Below are 15,443 nucleotides of genomic sequence, written 5' to 3' on the forward strand. Positions count from 1 at the left end.
AAATCCGACTGTTTCTGAAAATCCCAATTCAGATCCAAATCCTGCTGAGATAAAAACGGAAAATTCCTCTGCGACAGAAACTGAAAATCCGACTGTTTCTGAAAATCCCAATTCCGATCCGAATTCTGCCGATCCAAAAACGGAAAATTCCTCTGCGACAGAAACCAAAAATTCGACAATTTCCGAAACTCCCAATTCAGATCCAAATTCTACTGAAACAAAACCCGAAAACTCCCCAACGACAGAAACTCAAAACCCGCAAGTTTCCGAAAACACAATCCCAACAATCTCAGAAAACACTCAACCAGCGATCGTAGTTGTCAACTCAATCGACTTCATCACAGGTGACAAAATCGAAACACCCGTCTTTTTCCAACTCGACAAACCAGGAATACCCGCAATACCCGCAGAATCCACAGACATTCTCACCGGGGAAATTGAAAACATCTCCCCAACTCTTATCGACAGCCTCGCAACAGCCAGCGAAAGCAATGAAACTTTTGGGCCACTTTCCGACGAAGAAATTGCCCTGCTGTGGGAAAATCTCAACCGCATCAGGGCGGCGGCAGAATTAAGCGAAAACTCCGAAACCTCAGAGTTAGAATACATCAACGCTAACGAAGATACCGACTCAAACAACCCAACTCGTCTTCCCTTCACTCCCATCAGTCAAAATTATCTGCCAACCGATATCGAAAACACAGCAGATTTCGAGTTGATAAATGGCGGCGACGGGGAAGCTGAAACCTCAGAATCCGCACAAACAGCCATCATTTCCGAAACAGCAACCCCTACGCCCGCAAACAATCAGCCAGAAACCTCTCAAACTACCATCCCAGCCAGCCCCAGCAACTCGGAAACAAACAACAACGAATACACTGTTGCAAAAACAGACAGCTTCACAGAAACAACTGCCGATTCTCCCCAACCAACCAAACCGCTAATCGGAATCATCGACACCGGCTTCACAACCAACAATCCCAACATCAACTACAGCCAAATCATCCTCGGCAAAGACTTAATCGAGGGCGACAACAATCCCCTACTCCAACCAAACCAAGGAAACCAACACGGCGACACAATTTTAGAAATTATCAGCCACTCCAACAATCAAAACGCCACCAAAAAATCGACTCCGATTTGGTTAGGACGAGCAACTGGCAGCGGCAACTGGCAGCAATCCCTGATAGAATTTGTAGACGCAGCCATTGCTGCAAAACAACCCAATGCCGTCGTCAACCTCAGCTTCGACTTAACCCAAATCAATCCCGACGGCACCCAAACCACACGCCACCAACTCACACCAGAAGAAAAATCAGCACTTAAATACGCTCAGGACAACAACATCCTGATTGTAGCAGCCACTGGCAACGAAGGGGATCTCGCATCAGCCCTCGGACAAGCCTCCACAGAATTCGACAACATCATCACCGTCGGCGCATCCTTTAACAACAATCGAGCCGCCTATTCCAGCTACGGAGAAGGGCTAGATATCTTAGCACCAACAAACACTCAAAAAACAGCAGAATCATCAACAACCGAAACAAAACAAGGCACATCAATAGCAGCAGCCTTCGTCACAAACACCATCTCCAAAATGTGGGAAACCAACCCATCACTGAACCGCCAACAAATCAAAAACATCCTCCTAAAAACTGCCAGCGACATCGACGTACCCGGATGGGACGAAAGAACAGGATACGGAATCTTAAATCCCCAATTAGCAATTGCTACCGCCACCGAAACAATCCCCACAATACCAGTATTAGCAGCCACCAAACAATTGACAAAAACCCTAATTAATGCCGCTGCAAATGTCAGTAACTCTCCGAATAGTACAGCCAAACCCTCAGAAAGACCGACCGCAACCAACGCCCCAGGCACACCAAAGACTACCAGCACCTCAACCGGAGACTACAACTCTGGCACCAGCTCCTATACCACAGAAGTAGCGCCATATACAACTACCTCTACCAGTAGTTCCAACGGCACAAGCACCACTAACTCTTACACCAATAGCAACTTATCAAACACAGAATCAAGCTGAGATCAAAACGCCGTCCAAACCAACAGCAAGGGCAACTCTTTTAACGAATACACCAGCGATTCCAGCACAAATGCTGCTACCTACACCAGCAAAAACTTTTCCCAAAACTCAGTAGGAAACAAAAATCAATCGCAGCAAAACTACAGCCGAGTTAAATACGAAGGCACTCGCAACGACCAAAGCTCATATCTTCAAAAATCCCGCTCTTCTAGCAATTATACCAGTCCCGAACAAACTACAAACACCACTGCCGACAGTTACCGAAACAGTTTTTCCCAATCAGACAGTCAATACGGAACCGACTATGCAATGAATAACGGCAACCGCCAAGACGATTGGGGTTCAAAATCAACTTCAAACACTCACTATACTAGCAGCACCGGAAGTTCTCTCAACAACAGTTCAACTCAAATTCAAGGCAAAGCCGATTGGACGAATAGCAGCAATGGTAATAGTTCTCTAAACACTCACAGCGGGGAAGAAAGCCAAGTAAATCGCTCGAATTATGAGAGTAGCAGTAGCAGCGGTTTTTACAAAAATGGCAACAGCAGCGACAACTATTCAGTAATCAATTCAACTTGGGACAACACTACAACTGACGGCAAAACAGTCGGCAGCAACAGCCGCGATACTTATTCAGAAGCCAATAGTAATTATCACAGCAGTTACGATGACGGTCAGTCAAAAAATACCAGCAATCAATCCACTTACACCGTCAATCAATCTCAAGAAACCAACAGCAGCAACGGCCCCTCATACTGGCACAACAACCGCAATAACAATTATTCTGTAAGTCAAGGGAATGACACGCAAAATTACAAAAACGGGCCGTCAACTAGCAGCCACAATCGGGATACTTATTCTCTTAGTAAGTCGAATTCTTCCAGCAGCAACAGTGAGGGGAAAGTTAGTTATAATTCCGAGCTTGAAAATTATTCAGAAAATCATGCTCAGTGGGAGAGCGAGTATAAGGCTGATACTTATACTACTCAAAGTACCAGCGATGAATCGACAATAACAGCTACTAAAAATAACAGCAGCACCTCGGGCAGTAATTACACCTCGTCTAACAGTAGCGACACCTCCCGTACTTGGAATTCACAGACAGTCACAACTTATAAAGATGGCCAAAGAACTGAAAATGGCAGTTCGACTTACGAGAAATGGTCGAGTGAAAGCAGTTACGATAGTAACGGCGTAGCTAGTTCGGTGTCCAAGTATTCTAGCTGGAGTTCAAGTTACAGCAAGTCTTATTTTAAGGGAGGTTACAGTTGGACGGAAACTGTGAGCGGTTACGACTCAGAATCGGTGACTAAAGGGGGTGTTTCGACGAGTAATGGTAGCAGTTGGAGTTGGACTCGCAGCGGGACTGAGTATGATGATGGGAGGAATAGTTGGAGTGAAAGTTGGTCGAAGTCTAGTTGGAAGGATGGGGAGTATTTGCCGGGTGAATATGAGGTAACGAGGGGGTCATTTGACCCAGAAGGAACACAGACCCAGACGAATAATTTGCCCTCATTTGGGGAAGCGCCGCGGTTGAATAAGGCGCCGAAACAACAGGTGCCACCGGATTTAGTGAAGCCTCCGAAGCCGAGTGATGATATTTGGCAGTTGCCGACTGTGATTTTTAAAGATGGTGCATCTAAAAATGCTTCAGAAGATAAGACTTTTTGGCTCCCAACTGATATTTACAAAGAGCTTACGTCTCAGAAAGTGATTAATGGAGATGGCTATTTTAATGCAAGTAGCCCTAAAAACGAAAGCCCTTGGGACAAATTTTTGGCAAAATTGCGTAGATTTATCCAAAGGTTGTTAGAGCTATCTCAACAAGGCAAGCAAGCTGTTCTAGAATTTTTAGGCGCACTTCTTTACTACTATCTCAAGAATAATGGGGCTTTACTTCAACCTTTCACTGACCTTCTGATACCAGGAGGAGCACAAGCACGAGACAAACTGGAAAAACTCTTACAAAAGAGTAAAGCAGCTCAGTTAGGAAGAGGTGCTGCTGATTTAATCGGAATTTTGCAAGGAATAGCGGAAATTTTGTTGGGAACTGGTGGTAGTATTGGAGGTGGTTTAACTGGAAACCCCGCACTGGTTGCTGCAGGATTGGGAGCGCTAGCACATGGGATCAGCTTAGTGGGAGTTAGCGCTCAGGATCTATCTAATCTGATTGTTCAGGTTCTTCAAAGTAATTCCGGTCATAATCCTTGGGATGATGTTCCAGAAGGGGACTTGGAAGAATTTTTGAATCCAGCGTATGAGTATATCGATACTCGTTCATGGCATCAAGGTGGTTCCACTACAGCAGAAAATTCTGTAAAAAACCATTTTAGGGATCATGGTACGGAAGTAGAGGCAGCGAATGTGCAGGAATATATTGACCTAGCAGAGAAGTTTAAACAAGTAGTTCTGAATAATAATAGAACCGAAATACGCCGAATAAGTGGAGCTACCTCAAATGTTTCTAGGTACGAACTGGGAGATAGATACATAGATTTAGTAGATTTAGGTCAAGGAGAATATGGTATAATATTTTTTGGAAAAGTTTGGCCTCGCCGCTGATTGAATCAAGTGTTAAGAGAATAAAGAGGGTTGTTGAAATATGGCGCTAGAACATAGATTTTTCTGCTTAAGAGAAGGAGAAGTGAGTTATGCAGAGTACATGAAATACTTCAAAATTAAGTTTGAAGTCAGTATCCACGATGATGTAATGCGCTACATGAATGATACCCTAATGTGGATACCATGTACTCATCTTTCAGTTAGACATAGAAGGAAGGCTCACGGATTAATGCTTTACGGTGATACAATTATTAATCAAGAAGGTGTTGAAATGTTTTATCATGTGATCGAGTCATGGTATCGCTTATTTTCAAAAGCTCCTGAGAAATTTCAGCTTGATGGAGGAATAATTATAGAAGCTGACAGAACGGTTTCTAGTCCACCAAAAGTTCACACTATCGAAGTTGAGCGAGACTTGCTCCTTGAAAAGCTTCGGATTTTACTCAATTATGCTAATCAGGTAATTGAGGGTGAATTCTTTATTTTGCATTTGGGTATTTGATGATAAAAATCTCAGTAAATCTCGATGAGTTATTGGATGTTTATTCAGAACCAAATAGTAAAGTAACTCTAACAGCAGTTACGATTGGAGAAGTTTGGTCTGGCCGCTGATTGAATTAAGTGTTAAGAGAATAAATAGGGTTGTTGAAATATGGCGCTAGAACATAGATTTTTTTGCTTAAGAGAAGGAGAAGTCAGTTATGCAAAGTGCATGAATTATTATGAAAAGGAGTTTGAAGTTAGTATCCACGATGACATAATGCGGTACATGAATGATACCTTAATGTGGATACCGTGTACTCATCTTTCACTTCCCTATAAAAAGAAAACAAAGGGATTATCGCTTTACGGTATTACAATTATTCACCAAGAAGATGGGGAAATGTTTTATCACGTAATCGATTCATGGTATCGCTTATTTTCAAAAGCTCCTGAGAGATTTCAGCTTGATGGGGGGATAATTATAAAAAATGACAGAAAGGTTTCAACTCCACCCAAAGTTTACACTATCGAAGTTGAGCGAGACTTGCTCCTTGAAAAACTGCGGATTTTGCTCAATTATGCTAATCAGGTAATTGAGGGTGAATTCTTTATTTTGCATTTGGGTATTTGATGATAAAAACCTCAGTAAATCTCGATGAGTTATTGGATGTTTATTCAGAACCAAATAGTAAAGTAACTCTAACAGCAGTTACGATGACGGCAAGTCAAAAAATACCAGCAACAGAGACACATATACCGTCAATCAGTCTCTGGAAACTTCGGGCAGCAACGGCCCATCATATTGGCAAAACAATCGAGGTAATAATTACTCGGTAACTCAGACCAATGATACCCAAAACTACACAAACGGGCCGTCAACTAGCAGCCACAATCGAGATACTTATTCTGTCAGCAAGTCGAACTCTTCGAGCAGCAACAGTTCGGGTAAAGTTAGTTCTAATTCCGAGCAAGAAAATTATTCAGAAAATCATGCTCAGTGGGAGAGCGAGTATAAGGCTGATACTTATACTACTCAAAGCAACAGCGACGAATCGACTATAACCGCTAGCAAAAGTAACAGCAGCACCTCGGGCAACAATTCCACCTCATCTAACAGTAGCGACACCTCAACCACGAGAAATTCACAGACAGTTACAACTTATAAAGATGGCCAAAAAACAGAAAATGGCAGTTCGAGTTACGAGAAATGGTCGAGCGAAAGCACTTACGATAGTAACGGCGTAGCTAGTTCGGTGTCCAAGTATTCTAGCTGGAGTGAGAGTTACAGCAAGTCTTACTTTAAGGGAGGTTACAGTTGGACGGAGACTGTGAGCGGTTACGACTCGGAATCGGTGACGAAAGGGGGTGTCTCGACGAGTAATGGCAGCAGTTGGAGTTGGACTCGCAGCGGGACAGTATGGGATGATGGAAGGAATAGTTGGAGTGAAAGTTGGTCGAAGTCTAGTTGGGAAGATGGCAAGTATGCGCCGAGTGAATCGGAGGTAACGAGGGGGTCATTTGACCCAGAAGGAACACAGACCCAGACGAATAATTTGCCGGAATTTGGGGAAGCGCCGCGGTTGAATAAGGCGCCGAAACAAGATGTGCCACCGGATTTGATGAAGCCTCCGAAGCCGATTGATGATATTTGGCAGTTGCCGACTGTGATTTTTAAAGATGCTGCATCTAAAAATGCTTCTGAAGACAAGACTTTCTGGCTGCCAACTGATATTTACAAAGAGCTTAAGTCTCAGAAGGTGATTAATGGAGATGGCTATCTTAATGCAAGTAGCCCTAGTACGATTAGCAGATTTGAGGCTATATGGAGATCAGCACTATCCATACTGCGGGTATTTTATGGTGAGGATGCTGATAAATTGATTCAGCCTGGTGTACTACAGGTGACTGACAGTAAAGGCATTCTGGATGCAATGGATAGAGCAAATAATTGGCCATCAGGAAAAGCTAAACAGCAATACGGCAATTTGTATGGTCTCGTAACTAATGGTAGGCTATTCATCAATTCTGATTTGAATACAGACGATATGACGATACTAAAAACAATGGTTCATGAAATGTTGCACATCAATCAACATCGAAATTTAACTACTACATTGGGCCCAAATCTTATGGAAGGTCTTACTCAACGTCTTGCTATGCAAGCAGTCCGGGCTTCGGGACGCCCTTGGGATGATGCAGGAGGGTATAAAGATCAAGTAAGAGTAGTTGTTAGTCTAGAGCGGTTGCTTGGCTCGCGGACACTAAAGGAAGTCTACTTCAACAATCCCGGCTTGCTTGCTACAGAATTCGATCGAGCTGCTGGGTTTAAGTTATTTGATACTTTTCTACAACTTATAGAGCAACGGAAATTTGATGAAGCAATTCGTTTAATACCGTTTTAATTGAGCATTTTTCACTCCAGATAGATCACCTGAAGCAGTGGCAGCTAAAATTTGACAACAAAGGAGCAGATCGGAATATGGGATCGTTATACAAAGACAACAATAGCCATTACACAGAGATAATTTTTAAAACATTTTTAATAAACGAGAGTCATAGTTTTTTCCAAGCAGCTAAATATCATATTTGGAAGTTAGGTCTAACACTGATAATGGTATCAATTTGTGCGTGCCAATCAACTCAATCAACTGAATTGGAGACAAAGCCAGTAAAAGCTAATGAATTGGAAATGAGGCCAATAGAAGCTATCCCAGAGGTTGCACATCCTCAGAATCCATGCCCTATTCCTCAAATCCCAGTCGATAACCAAGCTCTGACTAACTTACATACAACTTCTCAAGTAGAGCTGGAAATACGAGATATCCAACAAAAGTCTTTTGACTTAGCAGTAGAAACAGCTCAGAGTACGGGCAGAAGAGATGAGCGACTTGCGAGCGCGAGTATAATGTATCAACGCCTGACAGAGCTTCATCCTCTAATTTCGTGTGAAGCGAGCAAGCAGACATTAGCAATTATTTGGTCAGATGCTCGCCTAGATATTGGGTATGTCCTCTCAGATGGAAAAGAGCTGGCTCGTCCTGGTTTGTATGTCTACGTACAAGCACTCAGACAAAAAAATATAGAAAATAAAGAGACCCCGTAAGAACTTAAGTGGATATCTTTTTTCCTCAAACTTTATCTAAATTAATGAGAATTAGTGAGCGATCGTACTTTTTGAGATTGCGACTCGTACATAGGGTCAAATTCCCTTTGAGTAGATCGCCAGTTTTGAGGTAATTTTCTGTTTCGGGCAATCAAAACTCTACAATAAAATTATCAAACATCAGTCAGCGAGTCAAATTATTCCAGCAGCAACAGTGCGGGGAAACCCAGTTCCAAAAACGCAACTGAAAACTATTAGGAAAATCAACTGCAGTGGGAGAGCGAGTATAAGGCTGATACTTATACTACTCAAAGTACCAGCGAGGAATCGACAATAACCGCTAGCAAAAGTAACAGCAGCACCTCGGGCAACAATTCCACTTCATCTAGCAGTAGCGACACCTCAACCACGAGAAATTCACAGACAGTTACAACTTATAAAGATGGCCAAAGAACAGAAAATCGTAGTTCTAGTTACGAGAAATGGTCGAGTGAAAGCAGTTACGATAGTAACGGCGTAGCTAGTTCGGTGTCCAAGTATTCTAGCTGGAGTGAGAGTTACAGCAAGTCTTATTTTAAGGGAGGTTACAGTTGGACGGAAACTGTGAGCGGTTACGACTATGAATCGGTGACTAAAAGAGATGTCTCGACGAGTAATGGTAGCAGTTGGAGTTGGACTCGCAGTGGGACTGAGTATGATGATGGTCCCAATAGTTGGAGTGAAAGTTGGTCGAAGTCTAGTTGGAAAGATGGGGAGTATTTGCCGGGTGAATATGAGGTGACGGGGGGGTCATTTCACCCGGAAGGGACGGGGACGCATACGAATAATTTGCCGGAATTTGGGGAAGCGCCGCGGTTGAATAAGGCGCCGAAGGGGGAGGTGCCGATTGACCTTCAGAAGCCTCCGAAGCCAAGTGATGATATTTGGACACCACCGCTTCGTACTGTTACTCCTCCACGAGAAATAGAGAATGCTCCAGATAATTGGTTCGCCGGTGCTGGGGGTATTGGTGGACAACCTGATGTCAGTAACATGACGTTTATTCAGAAGTTAAAGGCTGCTATTCAACTGGTACCGGGGTTACTTGTGGGAGATGCTAAAGCTGCTTTTCAGCAACTCGTGGATGACCCACAATTCTTGGCTGCATTAATTGCTGTAGGGCTTGCTTTTGCAGCTTTGCAAGCTATACCAGGTGTAGGTCAAGCGATTGATGCTATGCTGATTCTACTCTGTGGTTTTTCCGCAGGATACAGCTTAGGTAGCTTCTTCTTCAAAGCATGGCAAGCGAAAGATGAACAAGGGTTACGTGCTGCTGCTAATGACTTCAATAATGTCCTTAAGGAAGTAGGAGTCCTTACGGTAATTTGGACGCTTAAACTCGCAGCTCGTTTATTGCGTTCATTACGAGGAGGTACTACAGCTATGCAGGTTCTAAAATTCCCACTCGATCTAAACGCCCCTCCTGGTATTATTTTGGAATCCGCACAGCCAACCCTTTTAGATAGTAAGTTCCAGCAGGTTCCTGGACTGATTCAATCAATGGTCAACGGAGAAGCTATTCCTCCTATCGCTGGTTTCAGGCAAGGAAACCGTTATATTATCTCAGAGGGAAATCATAGAATGGCTGCTGCCCTCAAGTTGTATGAAGAAACTGGCAATCCACAATATGTACAGCGTTTACTAGAACAGGGGAGATGGACTGAATTCTCTCCGGAATACGTAAACAAAACTTATAGAATGACGAAGTAGACCACGCAATACTGTGTAAAAATATGCGGATTTCATTTGACCTTGATGACACTCTAATTTGCGCTCGGAAAGAAGCCCCGTGGGAACCCAATCGAGTACCATTTTTCCTCAAACCTTGGATTAACGAACCATTGCGACTGGGAACACGCGCATTGATGCAGGAATTGAAAACATGGGGACACGAAATATGGATTTATACAACTTCCTACCGTTCCCCTTGCTCTGTACGCCTGTGGTTGCGTTGCTACGGCATTCAAGTAGCAGGGGTCATCAATCAAAATATCCATAGAGCTCATCTGCATCGCTATCCAGGCGATTCCTTGCCCAGCAAAAATCCGCGAGCGTTTGGTATTGACTTGCATGTGGATGATTCTGAAGGGGTAAAATTAGAGGGTAAAAAGTATGGTTTTAAGGTGGTTGTGATTTCCCCAGAAGATTGCAATTGGACTCTGACAGTTCTGGAAGCAGTTGCACGTCGGTAAAAAATCGGAACGAAAGCGATCGCAACTCCTAAATTAATCTTTACGTAGCAATAATGCGATTAATTTACCGTATTTGCCAGCGCGATCGATGTGGAGTGAGAGTTACAGCAAGTCTTATTTTAAGGGAGGTTACAGTTGGACGGAAACTGTCAGCGGTTACGACTATGAATCGGTGACTAAAAGAGATGTCTCGACGAGTAGTGGCAGCAGTTGGAGTTGGACTCGGAGCGGGACAGTATGGGATGATGGTCGAAATGATTGGAGTGAAAGTTGGTCGAAATATAGTTGGAAGGATGGGGAGTATGCGCCGGGTGAATCGGAGGTAACGAGGGGGTCATTTGACCCAGAAGGAACACAGACCCAGACGAATAATTTGCCGGAATTTGAGGAAGCGCCGCGGTTGAATAAGGCGCCGAAACAACAGGTGCCACCGGATTTACAGAAGCCTCCGAAGCCGAGTGATGATATTTGGCAATTACCGACTGTGATTTTTAAGGAGCCTCAGTTTAAAGATGTCTTTGGTAGTAGTGGCTCTGATTCTGCTTCGGGTGGAAGTGGGAATGATGATGTAGCCAATAATCCGTCTGGTGGAGGTAATCCGTATGACGACGATCCATGCTATAAACTTTTACAGGAAATTGTAGCTCTTGGTAAAGAGTTGAAAAAACGCTACGACGATTTGCGTTTAGACGATCAGGATCTTTATAATCGGCGTCGTGAAATTACCGATCCTCCCGTCCCGCGAATTCCTCCCTTATCGGGTCGTCGGACTACTGTGACTAGCGATCCCGGTTCTTGGGACGGACACAAAGACAAATACATAAAAGATCAAAAAAGGTTAGAAGCATTGATCAAGGAGTTTCAAGACAATAAGGATTGTGATGATGACAACGATCCGTTTAATTACAACCTGGAGAAGCAGTATATTGAAGCACAGCACTATTCAGAACAACCACCTCCTGAACAGCCCGATCGCAGAAACCCCAGTAGCTTGCTGGCACGGGCAATTGAGCTTGGCGCAGAGGTAATAGACGGTATGTTATGGGTAGGAGCGACGGTAGGAGGAGCTGTTCTGATCGGATTATAAATAATTGCAAAGCTTCTGGGGTTAGAGTTACGTTTTAAGCCGTGACAAACACTATCATTTATGACAAAACAAAACTGTTTGGAACTTAAATTATCTTGGAAAGATAGGGAAAGCAGGGATTACTTGAAAGCTTTATCTTTACCAACTCTACCGTGGGCTGCTCCTTTCCTACCGCTGCTGGGATTGCCAAATGCTCTATTAGAGCAACCGTCCATCTGGGAGTCCATTTATACCCAGGCTTTTATTGAGCATCAGACTCGCTATCGCCTGAGAGATTGGACAGGCACACACGGGGAGCGAGGCGAACTGGTACGGCAGGTAGTCACGAAGGCGTTGTCGCTGCTAGCACAGCAGATGGGACGGAATGTGGCAATTGATTTAGAGAAATGGGCCAGGTTTCACGTATGCTGTCCTGAAGCCGACAGAGCGATGAGAGAGTGGGAAAAAACTCTTAGGGGTGCCTATCTTTCGCCAAATTCCCGTCGATATCATCGAAAAGTTCCTCCACCCGCCGTCTTAGTACCAATATTGCCTCTTATTGCTGAACTGGTAAATTTCGATCGCAGAAAGGAGATCGACCAGCATTTGATGCGCGTCGCCCCGCCCCCGGACTACGAGCAGATCCCCGAAGAATATATGGAACATTGTTTTGAAGCAACGATCCTATCTGGGGTAATCGATCGAGCGCTGACGCTGAAAGCTTTGCAAACAATTGCCTCTAGACTCAATGACACGGAACGTTCCGAAGTGGTAACGTGGGCGCAGGCTCAAGCTCGGATTCTGTATAGAGGTGGTAACCCAGAAAATCTGTGTGGAGATAAGTATTTGCAAGTTGAACTACCCTGTTTTGATGTTCCATCATTACTTGACTTTTCTACTTTAGATGAGAGTGCAATTGACGGAAGCCACCACTCCTGATAAGACGGTAGATTAACGATCGCACATCGCCCGTACAATTTCCTTTGAGTCGATCGTCCGTTTTTAGGTGATTTTCTATTTCGGGCGATCGGCGATTGATTCTGCGGGCGATCAAACTTTTGTATGACGGGCGATTGACTGCGATCGCCCCAGACGACCCCAATTTCGATATAGATAAAAAATTTAGTGATTTTGAATACAATTTCCCACTCAACAGTCGATCAAACTCCTCAATTTTCGATGGGGATCTAAAATTCACCTAAAGTTCGACGCCCGATCGCAAAACCCTTCCTAAGATAGAACTTGGGGGACGATCGACCTAAAAGCCGATTCAGGGGCAAACGCCTTGCACCTGAAAATCCCCAACTAGCAAGCCGCAAGACAGGGAGGACATCAAAATCATGGTAAACGCGCCGACAGGGGAAACCCGCCTGGGCCCGATAGATCAGGTACAATCCTTAGACCGCGATTGCACAACCCTATCTCGTCACGTACTCCAGCAACTTCACAGCTTTTCAGCAGATGCTCAGGATCTCAGTGCCCTGATGAATCGCATCGGGCTGGCGGCTAAGCTGATCGCGAGGCGGCTCAGCAGAGCCGGGTTAATGGAAGATGCTTTAGGCTTTACAGGGGCTACGAACGTGCAGGGAGAATCCGTCAAAAAGATGGATATCTATGCGAATGAAGTGTTTATCTCGGTCTTCCAGCAAAGCGGACTTGTCTGCCGTTTGGCTTCCGAGGAAATGGAAAAACCCTACTACATTCCCGAAAATTGTCCGATCGGGCGTTACAGTCTGCTCTACGACCCCATAGACGGTTCTTCCAATCTTGACATCAATCTCAATGTAGGCTCCATATTCAGCATCCGCAAGCAAGAGGGGGACGATGCAGATGGCTCTGCTTCCGACTTGCTGCAACACGGACGCAAACAAATCGCGGCTGGCTACGTGCTCTACGGCCCTAGTACCATGCTGGTTTATTCGATCGGTCAGGGTGTTCATTCCTTTACCCTCGACCCCAGTTTGGGCGAGTTTATTCTAGCTAACGAAAACATTAAGGTTCCCGATCGCGGCCCGATTTACAGCGTTAATGAAGGCAACTTCTGGCAGTGGGAGGAATCTTTGAGGGACTACATTCGCTACGTACACCGCAGCGAAGGCTACACCGCCCGGTACGGCGGGGCTTTGGTGGGAGATTTCCACCGGATTTTATTCCAGGGAGGCGTGTTTTTGTACCCCGGAACGGTCAAACAACCGGAGGGCAAATTGCGTTTGCTCTACGAATCGGCTCCTTTGGCGTTTTTGATGGAGCAAGCCGGCGGGCGCGCCAGTACGGGGACTCAAGATATCTTAGACGTTGTGCCGACCAAACTGCACGAGCGATCGCCCTTGATTGTCGGCAGTAAAGAAAATGTAGCGATGGTGGAGTCTTTTATTCAAGATCGATCGCGCAATCCTAGAACAGTCCAAGGGTGAAGGAAGTTCGGCAACGGATTGTGTAACGGATGTAACGGATGTAACGGATGTAACGGATGTCAGGAAGAAGGAAGAGGGTTTTAACTTATAACTTTCGACTCCCAATTACCAATTCCCCATTGCCAATTTTCAATTACCACTTTTCAATTTTCAATTTCCAATTTCCAAGTCCCAATAAACAGCTATCAAATTGTAGGAGTTACAGTAATGACAACAACGCCAACGAATCACCTGTTAGAAATCAAAGAAATTGGCCAAAGTATCTGGATGGACAATTTGACTCGCGATCTGATCGAGTCCGGCGAACTAAAACAGATGATTGAAAGTCGGGGACTGCGCGGGATTACATCTAATCCGGCTATTTTTGAGAAAGCGATCGCGGGTAATGTGATTTACGACGCGGATATCGAAGCGGGCATCCGGGCGGGTAAATCTGTCATGGAGATTTACGAATCTCTGGTATTTGAAGATATCCGCAACGCTTGCGACATCTTTGCCCCAGTTTACGCAGAGTCGAAGGGTTTGGACGGCTACATTAGCATTGAAGTGCCACCGACGATCGCCAACGATACAGAAAGCACGATTAGCGAAGCCATACGCTATTACCAAGCCCTCGGCAAAGAAAACGTGATGATTAAGATTCCGGGAACCGCTGAAGGTTTGCCCGCAGTCGAGCGAGTCATCAGCGAAGGCATTAACGTTAACGTGACTTTACTGTTCTCGGTTGACAGCTACGTCGAAACCTTCTGGGCTTACATTCGTGGTTTGGAAGCGCGGGTGGCTAAAGGTTTGGATGTGAGCAATATTGCTTCTGTTGCCAGTTTCTTCTTGAGCCGGATCGACATCAATGTCGATGGCAAGATTGACGAGAAACTCAAAAATGTCACAGATATTTCCACAAAAGCTAAACTGGAAGCGGTGAAAGGGAAAGTTGCGATCGCCAATGCGAAGATAGCTTACCAGAAGTATAAAGAGATCGTAGCGAGCGATCGCTGGCAAGCTTTAGCGGCCAAGGGAGCCAAAGTGCAGCGCTTACTGTGGGCTTCCACCAGCACCAAAAACCCCAACTACAGCGATGTCATGTACGTCGATGAACTAATCGGCCCCGACACCGTTAACACTTTGCCGCCGAACACCGTTGAAGCTTGTTTCGATCACTGCGATGTCGCACCCCGGATTGAGAACAACGTTGCAGAAGCTTACACGCTGATCGAAAGTCTCAAAGATCCCGACATTGACATCAACTTGGACCAAGTGATGGCAGACTTGCTCTTGGACGGGATTGATAAATTCGTCACCCCGTTCCAATCCCTGATGGATTCCTTGCAAGAGAAAGTGCAGAAGTTGTCACCCGTCGCTTAGGCAGATATCTGTATCCTTGAAGGCAGAAGCATTTAGGAGTCGGAATAGATAATTGTTTTGGCTCTTGAGTGCTGAGTTTTAAATCCTCTCTAGGAAAAATGTGCGCAATTGCGCACATTTTTCCTAGAAAAAAAAATCTAGTCCGTCCTCTAGCACGACTCTCGCCAGAACT

12 protein-coding genes are annotated in these 15,443 nt (G+C 44.8%); all 12 read left to right on the forward strand.

Annotated features, from left to right (window positions below; genetic code table 11):
- Nucleotides 1-2,047: S8 family serine peptidase (locus tag QUB16_RS00415; RefSeq protein WP_333313232.1), on the forward strand; the 2,047-nt coding region annotated here is incomplete at its 5' end.
- A 309-nt stretch (nucleotides 2,048-2,356) separates the two neighbouring features.
- The gene (locus QUB16_RS00420; RefSeq protein ID WP_333313233.1) at nucleotides 2,357-4,612 is read left to right on the forward strand and encodes a hypothetical protein; all 2,256 of its coding nucleotides are present in this window, start codon (nucleotides 2,357-2,359) and stop codon (nucleotides 4,610-4,612) included.
- A gap of 40 nt (nucleotides 4,613-4,652) precedes the next feature.
- The gene (locus QUB16_RS00425; protein ID WP_333058543.1) at nucleotides 4,653-5,114 is read left to right on the forward strand and encodes a Coagulation factor 5/8 type-like protein; all 462 of its coding nucleotides are present in this window, start codon (nucleotides 4,653-4,655) and stop codon (nucleotides 5,112-5,114) included.
- 150 nt (nucleotides 5,115-5,264) lie between these two features.
- Nucleotides 5,265-5,726: a hypothetical protein gene (locus QUB16_RS00430; RefSeq protein ID WP_333058544.1), complete on the forward strand. Its 462-nt coding sequence runs from the start codon at nucleotides 5,265-5,267 to the stop codon at nucleotides 5,724-5,726.
- A gap of 622 nt (nucleotides 5,727-6,348) precedes the next feature.
- Nucleotides 6,349-7,497 carry a hypothetical protein gene (locus QUB16_RS00435; RefSeq protein ID WP_333313234.1) on the forward strand — a complete coding sequence of 383 codons (1,149 nt, stop codon included), beginning with the start codon at nucleotides 6,349-6,351 and terminating at the stop codon, nucleotides 7,495-7,497.
- Between the two features lie 77 nt (nucleotides 7,498-7,574).
- Nucleotides 7,575-8,198 (forward strand): hypothetical protein, encoded by a 624-nt coding sequence (locus QUB16_RS00440; RefSeq protein ID WP_333313236.1) that lies wholly within the window; start codon nucleotides 7,575-7,577, stop codon nucleotides 8,196-8,198.
- 528 nt (nucleotides 8,199-8,726) lie between these two features.
- Nucleotides 8,727-9,947: a hypothetical protein gene (locus QUB16_RS00445; protein ID WP_333313238.1), complete on the forward strand. Its 1,221-nt coding sequence runs from the start codon at nucleotides 8,727-8,729 to the stop codon at nucleotides 9,945-9,947.
- Nucleotides 9,948-9,970: 23 nt separating this feature from the next.
- Complete coding sequence (locus QUB16_RS00450; RefSeq protein ID WP_333058582.1) at nucleotides 9,971-10,429, forward strand: hypothetical protein; 459 nt, start codon at nucleotides 9,971-9,973, stop codon at nucleotides 10,427-10,429.
- A gap of 88 nt (nucleotides 10,430-10,517) precedes the next feature.
- Entirely contained in the window at nucleotides 10,518-11,516 is a 999-nt protein-coding gene (locus QUB16_RS00455; protein WP_333313239.1) for a hypothetical protein, read from the forward strand.
- A 60-nt stretch (nucleotides 11,517-11,576) separates the two neighbouring features.
- Nucleotides 11,577-12,434 carry a hypothetical protein gene (locus tag QUB16_RS00460; protein WP_333313241.1) on the forward strand — a complete coding sequence of 286 codons (858 nt, stop codon included), beginning with the start codon at nucleotides 11,577-11,579 and terminating at the stop codon, nucleotides 12,432-12,434.
- 401 nt (nucleotides 12,435-12,835) lie between these two features.
- Nucleotides 12,836-13,909 carry a class 1 fructose-bisphosphatase gene (gene fbp / locus QUB16_RS00465; RefSeq protein WP_333313242.1) on the forward strand — a complete coding sequence of 358 codons (1,074 nt, stop codon included), beginning with the start codon at nucleotides 12,836-12,838 and terminating at the stop codon, nucleotides 13,907-13,909.
- A gap of 207 nt (nucleotides 13,910-14,116) precedes the next feature.
- Complete coding sequence (gene tal, locus QUB16_RS00470; RefSeq protein WP_333313244.1) at nucleotides 14,117-15,271, forward strand: transaldolase; 1,155 nt, start codon at nucleotides 14,117-14,119, stop codon at nucleotides 15,269-15,271.
- Nucleotides 15,272-15,443 lie beyond the last annotated feature (172 nt).

The sequence above is a fragment of the Microcoleus sp. D3_18a_C4 genome (genome assembly GCF_036702415.1).
In the GTDB taxonomy this organism is placed as follows: Bacteria; Cyanobacteriota; Cyanobacteriia; order Cyanobacteriales; family Microcoleaceae; genus Microcoleus.

Coding starts and splice junctions, on each gene's coding strand:
- tal (WP_333313244.1), top strand. CDS start 14,117: ATGACAACAACGCCAACGAATCACCTGTTAGAAATCAAAGAAATTGGC.
- QUB16_RS00425 (WP_333058543.1), top strand. CDS start 4,653: ATGGCGCTAGAACATAGATTTTTCTGCTTAAGAGAAGGAGAAGTGAGT.
- QUB16_RS00455 (WP_333313239.1), top strand. CDS start 10,518: ATGTGGAGTGAGAGTTACAGCAAGTCTTATTTTAAGGGAGGTTACAGT.
- QUB16_RS00460 (WP_333313241.1), top strand. CDS start 11,577: ATGACAAAACAAAACTGTTTGGAACTTAAATTATCTTGGAAAGATAGG.
- QUB16_RS00450 (WP_333058582.1), top strand. CDS start 9,971: ATGCGGATTTCATTTGACCTTGATGACACTCTAATTTGCGCTCGGAAA.
- QUB16_RS00430 (WP_333058544.1), top strand. CDS start 5,265: ATGGCGCTAGAACATAGATTTTTTTGCTTAAGAGAAGGAGAAGTCAGT.
- QUB16_RS00420 (WP_333313233.1), top strand. CDS start 2,357: ATGAATAACGGCAACCGCCAAGACGATTGGGGTTCAAAATCAACTTCA.
- fbp (WP_333313242.1), top strand. CDS start 12,836: ATGGTAAACGCGCCGACAGGGGAAACCCGCCTGGGCCCGATAGATCAG.
- QUB16_RS00440 (WP_333313236.1), top strand. CDS start 7,575: ATGGGATCGTTATACAAAGACAACAATAGCCATTACACAGAGATAATT.